The following is a 4,791-nucleotide window of genomic DNA, read 5'->3' as shown; positions in this document are numbered from 1 at the left end:
CCCGGTCGTTGACGGTCCGCGGCGGATGGGGCGGGTGGGGCGGGCGTGGCTCGGCGGCGGGGGAGCGGAGGGCGGTCCAGGCGGGGGCCGGATCCCGCAGCCGCACCGGCCGGTCGACGGGCGTGAGCCCGAGACGCCCGGTCAGGGCCCGCGACGCGGCCTCGGCGACCGCGGCCACCGCGGGTTCCGGCGTGGCGAAGCCGAGCGTCGCGGACCAGGTGATCCGCGCCCGGGCCGTGGCCGGCCGCGGCGTCGACGGGCCGGCGACGGCGGCCAGCCAGGCGGCCGCGTCGGCGGCGTGCCGCACCAGCGGCCCGCCGACGTTGAGCCCCGCGCGGTCCCGGGCCGGCAGCCGGCCGGTGGTCGGCTTGAGGCCGACGACGCCGCACCAGGCGGCGGGTATCCGCACCGACCCCGCGCCGTCGTTGCCGGTGGCCAGCGGGACCATGCGGGTCGCCACCGCCACGGCCGAGCCGGCCGAGGAGCCGCCGGGGGAGCGGTCCGGCAGCCACGGGTTGCGGGTCGGGCCGCGGTCGGTCAGCCCCCAGGTGCGCCAGGGCGTGCCGGGGCCCGGCGTCGCGGTGGCGCCCACCGGCACGCAGCCGGCCGCCAGCAGCCGCCGGCTCTGCTCCGACGACCGGCCCTCCGTCGCCTTCACCCCGATCGGCACCCCCGCCAGCGGCGGCCGCCCGCCGCGCCGGACCGCGGCGTCGACCCGCCGCGCGTCCGCGTGCGCGGCGTCCCGCCAGACGTCGGCGAACGCCCGCACCCCGTCGTCGACTTCGGCTATCCGCCGCAGCGCGGCGGCCGTCACCTCGGCCGCCGAGAGCTCGCCGGACCGCACCGCGGCCGCGATGTCGACCGCGCCGAGCCGGAGAAAGTCGAGATCGTTCACGGAATCTCCCACCCCGGAGCACCACGGAGGTCTAAACCGGTTTATCGGAATGCCCGCCCGCCGGCGTCCGGCGCCGGCCCGGTCGAGCCGCGCAGCGTCAGCGAGGAGGGCGGGTCCTCGACGTCCGGCACCGCGGCCCCGCCGGCGGCCTCCCGCAGCCGGCGCGCCGCCTGGGCGCCGTAGCCGCAGATGTCGCGGTGCAACGCCGTCAGCGACGGGGCGACCAGCTCGCAGAGCGCCGAGTCCTCCCAGGCCACCAGCGACAGGTCGGCCGGCACCGCGAGCCCCAGGCCCCGGGCCGCGGTGAGCCCGGAGAGCGCCATCACGTCGTTGTCGTAGAGGATCGCCGTGGGGCGCGCGGCCGGCTCGGCCGACAGCAGCTCGACGGTGGCCGCCGCGCCCCGCTCGCCGCTGTAGTCGGCCTCCAGGGTGCGGCCGTCGATCCCGAGGCCGCCGGTGATCCGCTCGAACGCGGTGGTGCGGATCGCGGTGTGCCGCAGGTGTCCCGGGCCGGCCACCCGGGCGATCCGGCGGTGTCCGAGGCCGGCCAGATGCCGCACGACGGTGGCGACGGCCGCCGCGTCGTCGCTCCACACCGCCGGCAGCGAACCGGTGCCGAGCGGGGCGCCCAGCACCACGGCCGGCATCCCGAGGTCCTCCAACACCGGCACCCGGGCGTCCGTCACCTGGAGGTCCACGACGAAGACGCCGTCCACCAGGCGCCGCGCCCACCAGCCGCGGTAGAGGGCGATCTCGGCCGCCTGGTCCTCGGCCATGGCGAGCAGTAACGGCGTGGTGTCGCGGGCGAGTTCGGCCTGTATGCCGGATATCAGCTGCATGAAGAACGGTTCGAGCCCGAGCGTGCGTGCCGGCCGGTCGATCACGAGTCCGAAGCTGCCCGACCGGCCGTCGGAGAGCGCCCGGGCGGCGCTGCTCGGCTGCCAGCCCAACTCGTCGGCGATGGCCAGGATCCGCCGCCTGGTCGGCTCCGACACCCCCGGTCTCCCGTTGAGCGCGAAGGAGACGGCGGCCTTGGTGACGCCGGCCCGCCGTGCGATGTCCTGCATGGTGGGACGTTTCACGATCTCGAACCCCCTACCCCTGGCTGGTGTGCGTCCGGCGGCCCGGCTAATCCGGTTCAGCACCGGACGGGATCGAACCCCGTGAGGGCGAGGACGCGGCATTGACACCCGATAATTCGCGGCCCTAATTTTCCTGCGACAACGCCCGGCACGGGTGGACCGTTCCGGGAGTTCGCCGCGCCGTCGTCAGGATCCCCCGTCAGGACTCCCCGTCAGATCCGTCATCAGATCCGTCATCAGGTCCAGCGACATCACATCAGATCCACCGCGCCACCACGCCACCGCGCCACCGGAACCACCCCGCCTCACCGAGCGGCGCCGGTGGCGGTGAGACAGACAAGGAGCGCCCGATGAGCCAGCCGACCGCGACCGACCCCGACACCCGGCACGACGTCGTGTTGCGCGCCGAGCACCTCGACGTCGTCTACGAGGGGCGGCGCCCGGTGCACGCCGTCCGCGACGTCAGCCTCGAACTGCGGCGCGGCGAGATCCTCGGCATCGCCGGCGAGTCCGGCTGCGGCAGCTCCACCCTCGCCTCCGCCCTCGGCCGGATGCTCCGCCCGCCGGCCAGGCTCGTCGGCGGCCGGGTCACCTTCCGGGGCCGGGACGACGACGCCGAGACCGACCTCACCGCCCTGGCCGGCGAGGAGCTGCACGCCTTCCGCCGGAACCGGCTCTCCGTGGTCTTCCCCAGCGCCATGAACGCCCTCAACCCGGTCACCACCGTGGGCCGCCGGTTCGACGACATCTTCCGCGCCCACCGCCCCCGGATGGGCGCCGCCGAACGCCGGGACCGTGCCCGCGAGTTGCTGTCCACCGTCGGCGTCGAGCCGGCCCGGGTCGCCGCCCACCCGCACGATCTCTCCGGCGGCACGCGGCAGCGCGTCGTCATCGCCATGGCCCTCGCGCTCGACCCCGAGGTCGTCGTCCTGGACGAGCCGACCACCGGCCTCGACGCCGTCGTGCGGCGCGAGATCCTCGACGAGATCGTCCGACTCCGCGACCGGTTCGGCTTCGGCGTCGTCCTCGTCACCCACGACCTCGCGCCGCTGCTCGAACTCAGCGACCGGCTCGCCGTGATGTACGCGGGCCGCGTCGTCGAGCACGCCCCGACCGCCCGCATCGCCCGCGGCGCCGCCCACCCCTACACCCGGGGGCTGCTGCGCTCCTTCCCCGGCCGGTCGCCCGACCCGAGCGCGGAGCCGCCGGGCTGCGCCTTCGTCGACCGCTGTCCGGACGCCTTCGAGCCCTGCGCCGGCCGCCGCCCCGCCGCGCACCGGCTCGGCCCGGCCGGCGATCCCGAGGTGTGGACGGCCGCCTGCCACCTGCACGCCCCACCGCCGGCCGGCGGCGGCCGGCAGCGGGAGCGGCGCGCCCGCCCGTGACCTCCCCGGACGTCGCCGGGGGCCGGACCGCCGACCACCGGTGTCGCGGCCGGCGCGGGCCGGCGTGCGCCGTCAACCCGATGCCCGGGGCCGCTCGCCGGCGCCGGAGGGCGGCCCGGGTTCGGCGTGAGGCACAATCGAGCCGATGAGTACCTACCGTGAGCGAGTGAACCGCCGGACGGCGCGGACGACCGTGCAGCGCGCCATCGCCACGCGTGAGCGCCGCTCACCCCAGTCGGCCCCCCGGGTGCCCACCGTCGGCATCGACATCGGCGGCACCAAGGTGATGGCTGGGGTCGTGGACGCCGACGGCACGGTGCTCGAACGGCTGCGTGCCGAGACCCCGGACAAGTCGAAGAGCCCCAAGGTGGTGGAGGACACCATCGCCGAGCTGGTCCTCGACCTCTCCGACCGGCACGACGTGCACGCCGTCGGTATCGGTGCCGCCGGCTGGGTGGACGCGGACCGCTCCCGGGTACTCTTCGCCCCGCACCTCGCCTGGCGCAACGAGCCGCTGCGCGACGCGCTGGCCGCCCGGCTGGCGGTGCCGATCCTGGTGGACAACGACGCCAACGCCGCCGCCTGGGGCGAGTGGCGCTTCGGCGCCGGCCGGGACGCCGACCACCTGGTCATGATCACGCTGGGCACCGGGATCGGCGGCGCGATACTGGAGGGCGGCCGGGTCAAGCGCGGCGCGTACGGGGTGGCCGGCGAGTTCGGCCACATGCAGGTGGTCCCCGGCGGCCACCGCTGCCCGTGCGGCAACCGCGGCTGCTGGGAGCAGTACAGCTCGGGCAACGCGCTGGTGCGGGAGGCCCGCGAGCTTGCCGCGGCCGACTCGCCGGTCGCCCAGCGCACCCTGGAGCGGGTCTCCGGCCAGATCGGGGACATCACCGGGCCGCTGATCAGCGATCTGGCCCGGGAGGGCGACGCGATGTGCGTCGAGCTCCTGGAGGACGTCGGCCGCTGGCTCGGCGTCGGCATCGCCAACCTGGCCGCCGCCCTCGACCCGGCCTGTTTCGTGATCGGCGGCGGCGTCAGCGACGCCGACGACCTGCTGATCCGCCCGGCGCGTGAGGCGTTCCGACGCCAGCTGACCGGCCGTGGCTACCGCCCGGAGGCGACGATCGTCCGGGCCGAGCTGGGCGCCGAGGCCGGCATGGTCGGCGCCGCCGACCTGGCGCGCCTGGTGGCCCGCCGCTTCCGGCGCGCCAACCGCCGCCGGGCGGCGCGTGCGGAGCGGGTGCAGCACCGCACGGCCTTCGACCTGCTCGCGCCGAGGGGACGGACCGCCAGGCCATGACCGGCGTCTTCACCACGGAGGAGGGCAGCGTCGCCGCCGGCGGCTCGCTGGTCCTCTACGACACCGCCACCGCCCAGGAGCTGTTCGCCAAGCCCGGCGAGTACACCAGGATCACCCTCGCCGCCG

At 76.4% G+C, this 4,791-nt stretch carries 4 protein-coding genes; 2 read left to right on the top strand and 2 right to left on the bottom strand.

What is annotated here, in order from left to right; all coding sequences use genetic code 11:
* Together E1283_RS31985 and E1283_RS31980 are read right to left on the bottom strand one after the other, a co-directional pair.
* The coding region (locus E1283_RS31985) for an amidase family protein (RefSeq protein WP_132821667.1) at positions 1-895 on the bottom strand (895 nt) is incomplete at its 3' end.
* Positions 896-936: 41 nt separating this feature from the next.
* Complete coding sequence (locus tag E1283_RS31980) at positions 937-1,962, bottom strand: LacI family DNA-binding transcriptional regulator (RefSeq protein ID WP_243745251.1); 1,026 nt, start codon at positions 1,960-1,962, stop codon at positions 937-939.
* Positions 1,963-2,327: 365 nt separating this feature from the next.
* Between E1283_RS31980 and E1283_RS31975 the strand changes: the two genes are divergently transcribed.
* Both E1283_RS31975 and E1283_RS31970 read left to right on the top strand, forming a co-directional pair.
* On the top strand, positions 2,328-3,362 hold the full coding sequence (locus tag E1283_RS31975) for an ABC transporter ATP-binding protein (RefSeq protein ID WP_132821665.1): 1,035 nt from the start codon (positions 2,328-2,330) through the stop codon (positions 3,360-3,362).
* A 145-nt stretch (positions 3,363-3,507) separates the two neighbouring features.
* Positions 3,508-4,665, top strand: a complete 1,158-nt coding sequence (locus E1283_RS31970; RefSeq protein ID WP_132821664.1) for an ROK family glucokinase — start codon at positions 3,508-3,510, stop codon at positions 4,663-4,665.
* The last annotated feature ends 126 nt before the right edge of the window (positions 4,666-4,791 follow it).

The organism is Streptomyces hainanensis (assembly GCF_004348415.1).
GTDB classification, from domain to species: Bacteria; Actinomycetota; Actinomycetes; order Streptomycetales; family Streptomycetaceae; genus Streptomyces; species Streptomyces hainanensis.
This window is presented reverse-complemented; position numbering and strand designations above follow the sequence as displayed.

Coding starts and splice junctions, on each gene's coding strand:
- E1283_RS31980 (WP_243745251.1), bottom strand. CDS start 1,962: ATGCAGGACATCGCACGGCGGGCCGGCGTCACCAAGGCCGCCGTCTCC.
- E1283_RS31975 (WP_132821665.1), top strand. CDS start 2,328: ATGAGCCAGCCGACCGCGACCGACCCCGACACCCGGCACGACGTCGTG.
- E1283_RS31970 (WP_132821664.1), top strand. CDS start 3,508: ATGAGTACCTACCGTGAGCGAGTGAACCGCCGGACGGCGCGGACGACC.